The sequence below is a fragment of the Bradyrhizobium jicamae genome (genome assembly GCF_001440395.1).
Lineage (GTDB): Bacteria > Pseudomonadota > Alphaproteobacteria > Rhizobiales > Xanthobacteraceae > Bradyrhizobium > Bradyrhizobium jicamae.
In genome coordinates this window covers 1-3978 of sequence record NZ_LLXZ01000019.1, presented here as the reverse complement: position 1 = coordinate 3978, position 3978 = coordinate 1, and the positions used below count along the sequence as shown (strand labels likewise).

Here is a 3978-nt window from a genome sequence, read left to right as displayed (position 1 = left end):
ATGGTGCGTGAGACCGTAGAGACTGCTCTGGAGTGCAGCCGTCGCATCGCCGACATATCGCTCAAAATGGCCGAAGACGCCGGGAAACAAATCAAACAAAGTACGGAAGAGAACCGGCGCGTGGCTTGACCCGGGCGTACGGGTTCGGCTGCGAAATAGAGCGGCTGACATTCAGCCGCTTTTGCACTTGGAGCTCTTGCCCTTGCAGCGGTGCGGATGGTGGAGCTTGCGGGGCGTCGTGGCCAGCTGACTCAAGGCGCCACCCCACAAGCCGCGGCTTCGCTGTGGCCCGGGCATTCCAAGCCTATCTTGGCCACCTCAATATCCAGCACGCGGTATAGCTGTCACCTGAGGCTTCAAGGGCTTCTGGAGGTGGCCATGCTCTCTCGCGAAAGTGTGAGACATGCCTCAACGAGTGCCAAGCCCTGGGGCGCAAGGCAAACGCTGCGACGAGCGACGGCGGTGATGGGCGTCTGCCATGCCTGGCTCGCGTGAGTGACGCGGTTTGCAAACGAAACTACCTTCGGCGAATTTCTTGCTATGAATTGGGCCAACGGCGCGCACGGCGATGAGGTGTTTGCGACGTCCTATGAAAGCGCGATCCGGAAGCCGGCTTTGACGTGCTGGTGGTGCCGAACCAAGCGCAGGCGCCGCCTCGGCCCGCATTGAGACAGCGCGTCGTCACTTCCCGCGGATATTGTTCAACGAGGCGACGACGGAAGCCGGGCGCGACGCAATCGGCTGGTATCACGAAAAGAAGTCGACCGATGACCGGAATATCGGGCTTGGACCTAACCACGATTGGAGTTCGCACGGGGCGAACGCCTTCGGCCTGATGTGCATCCATTACGATCAACCAGAACAGGAAGAGCCAGACCCGGAGCGCCAACGATACCGCGGCCGGCGCAGCCCAAGCAGTCGCGGTTCTTGGCAAAGTGCATGAGCTGAGGGCTGCGGCAAACAACGAATGCTGTCGGTCCGATAGCTGACATATTAGCACGTATATAACGAATTATCTTTTTGAAATAACTTAACAATTGTTCGAGTTGCGCTCGCTGCAATGTGCGCACCTGCACCAATCGAACCGGCCCTTCCGCCATCCTGCAATAGGGAACAATTCGTCATTAAGCGTCGTCGGTTCAAGCAAACCCATTCCCTTGAGGAACGTCTTGCCCAAGATACAGCGGAGCTACTTGAGCAAGCTAGGGTGCTGCCGGCCGGTGCAGAGAAGGAGCACATCATGCATAGGATCAAACAGAACGACGCTGCCACTCACGTTTGCGAGCTCCTTCGCTCGCCACGACTTCAGCCAGCCAAATAGGGGATGCGGCCGAAGCGGGTGGCTGAATTCATCGGCGAGGACCCCGAGGTGAGCGAGAAGTCAACGATGATCATTGTGCACGTATTGAACCCTGATGCGTTCAAGGGCCAGGGGAGTGTCATCCTGCTCGAACTGGCGGATGAAGCCGCGGCGAGAAAGGTGGCACGAAAAATCGCGGACGAGACCGGGCGCGGTGTCACGGTTCGAGACACAAATACGGTCCTGATTGAGGCGATTGCGCCGGCTAAAATTCATTAGCGTGCAAGCCGCGACGCTCACGATGAACGATGGGGCTTCGCCCTCGACCTCCTGGCAAAGCGCGTGACCGCTTGAGAGCAAGGTAAGGCACCCACCGTCATTTTTTGTGACCCTAAGTTCGGTACCGGACGGAAACTCTCTTTTATGCGGGTCATTATTCTACATCACCGCGCGGCAGTTGGTATCTATCGGTGATGAGAACGCTCGGTTGCGCTCCCGCCTTCCTCTAGTGGAATGGAGCAGCGCCCGATGAAGCGGCACCTTTTCAAACAAACCAAACCCCTCGAAGAACGTCTAGCCGATGAAGCCAAGCGCTTGCATGCGCAAGCCGACCTGCTTCCACCCGGCGCTCAACGCGATGCCGTCGAGAGAAAAGCCCGGCAGGCGGAGACCGGCGCCCACATGAGCGATTGGCTTCGCTCACCGGGACTAAGGCCACCGACCTAGACCGCGAGGATCGAGCCGGGAGGGCATGACCATGCCAAAGCTGGATAAAAATGTGGTCGCCATCATGGATGCCGCACTTGAAAATGCGTGTCGCGTTCTACGCCACGGTGGCGATCACGAAACCCGAGAATTCGTCGCGCGCAAACTTAAGGTGAATGCTGCCAAGGGTAATACGACCTTTGAAGGCTTAAGTGATGTAGCTTCTCGTGCAGTCGAAGAGCTTTTGAAGTCAAAGCCTTTGCATCATGCCGAGCCCGAGGCAAAGAGTCGGTTATCGTAACTCATGGCAGATCAAGGCGCGGAGGCTGCGCGATCGCAGATCGTTCGATCATGAAACAGCTCGAGGAGAAGCAGAATTCGGGTGAAGAGACGAATGAAACCAAACTGTCGCGCGCGGCTGAGGCGCGGCTTGTGATCGAGGAGTATGCGAACGATCTGCGGGAGTTCATCAAGAGGCTTCGGCGGCGCCTGAATTGAAGCCCGCCGGGCAACATTGCAAAAACGGCCCTGGCGGGAGCTCTAATCACGCCAGAGCCGCCAGCGTTCCCAGGAGAGAGGTTCCCGAGACCGTTTAAGTTCGTGAGTGTGTCCCACTATGCGAGGGGACATCACGCATAATCAAACGTTTGGCTAATCGTTCCGATGGCGCGGAAAAATCACTTCCGGCGCCGCCGTCGGTCCGGGCTTCGGCTTAGCAAACTTTCTTCCTCTTCGCTGTAGGAAACGATCGCTGCTCGCTGCGTTGTGCGAAGTAAGCAACAGGAGATAGCTCATGCGAAGCTCGATTCTTGTCATGACAGTCGCCTTTGGCATTGCTGCTGCCGCGCCGGTACTGGCTCAGCAACCGACGGCCCCTAGCCAACAGAAGCAATCCGATAAGCAGATGCAGGAGGAAGCCGATAAAGGTATTAAGACCCGTGACTCCGGGGAATCTGGATTTGTAGGGCAACAAGAAAGGCCGGGGGCTTCCGCGCATCCGCCCGGACGTCCGAACAGCCAGACCACGACCGGATCGGGTACTGGCACGAGTCAAGGCCGATCCGAAACCAGCGGCTCTCCGCGCTAGACGCCGGAAACTAGAGGGCCTCAGCGGTGAAGCTGAGGCCGTCTGCCAGCTCTCTTGGGTGTGCCGTGTCCAGGTCGGCACAGGAAGCGCAACGCAGATTGCAAGGCATCGTTCGTAAAAGTGACACTCCGTCAAAGCGGCCCTGACGCCGAATAGGAAGCGCCAGGACCGCACCTGCGGCCCTGGGGCTGAGGAGCGAGCCACAGGCTTGGATTCGATTCTCGTCGATCAAGAACGTTCCTAGCTGTCAGGCCGCCCTAAAACTGTAGCGTTCAAAAGTGCACCGAGCCGAGCTTCGGAAATTTCATTTCCGGCGCGCTGCTAAATCGATCCTAATCAACACAGGGATTGGTTGGGTGCTTCACGATGCGGATGGACAGGGCGGCAGCGGTCCCGGCGGAAAGGCGCGCGAAACGGTACAAGACGCGGACGCGCTCTTTAACAAGCTCAAGCAGTGGGTAAAGACCGACTTCAACAGCAAAGGCCAAGTCAATTGGCGTCGCGAGGCGCGCGAAGATTACGACTTTGAACTTGGCGAGCACGACGCTTGCCGCTTCGATCCTTTTTGGCAGGAGCGCGACTGCGCCGGCTCCGGAAGTATCGCGCGAAGTAGCGCGGCAATCCTCGCCAGCGCCCGATAAGTCGAGAAGCCCGCGCCCGGCGCCGCACCTGGACACGCAATGCCACTTCCCTTTGGCGCGGCGCGCTCGTTAGCGGCGGAGCCTGGGCGCTGTGGGTCGGTTTCAAGGCCAGTGCTGCAGCCTCATCATCGACCGCGTTAAGTCCTGGCGCCGGGTTTAAGCTGGATCGCTGACGCGAAAACTACAGGGGCCCGAGGACATAAAGCTCGCGTTCTAGATCACAGTTGAAAATCTTCTGGCGACGG

At 58.5% G+C, this 3978-nt stretch carries 4 protein-coding genes; all 4 read left to right on the top strand.

Features of this window, described 5'->3' with window-relative positions:
- The first annotated feature begins 1339 nt into the window (after nucleotides 1-1339).
- Nucleotides 1340-1579, top strand: a complete 240-nt coding sequence (locus CQ12_RS03755; RefSeq protein WP_245309720.1) for a hypothetical protein — start codon at nucleotides 1340-1342, stop codon at nucleotides 1577-1579.
- Nucleotides 1580-2057: 478 nt separating this feature from the next.
- Nucleotides 2058-2306, top strand: a complete 249-nt coding sequence (locus CQ12_RS43355; protein WP_157087989.1) for a hypothetical protein — start codon at nucleotides 2058-2060, stop codon at nucleotides 2304-2306.
- Nucleotides 2307-2356: 50 nt separating this feature from the next.
- Nucleotides 2357-2503: a hypothetical protein gene (locus CQ12_RS44855; protein WP_198164062.1), complete on the top strand. Its 147-nt coding sequence runs from the start codon at nucleotides 2357-2359 to the stop codon at nucleotides 2501-2503.
- Nucleotides 2504-3448: 945 nt separating this feature from the next.
- The gene (locus CQ12_RS03750; RefSeq protein ID WP_057834024.1) at nucleotides 3449-3733 is read left to right on the top strand and encodes a hypothetical protein; all 285 of its coding nucleotides are present in this window, start codon (nucleotides 3449-3451) and stop codon (nucleotides 3731-3733) included.
- The last annotated feature ends 245 nt before the right edge of the window (nucleotides 3734-3978 follow it).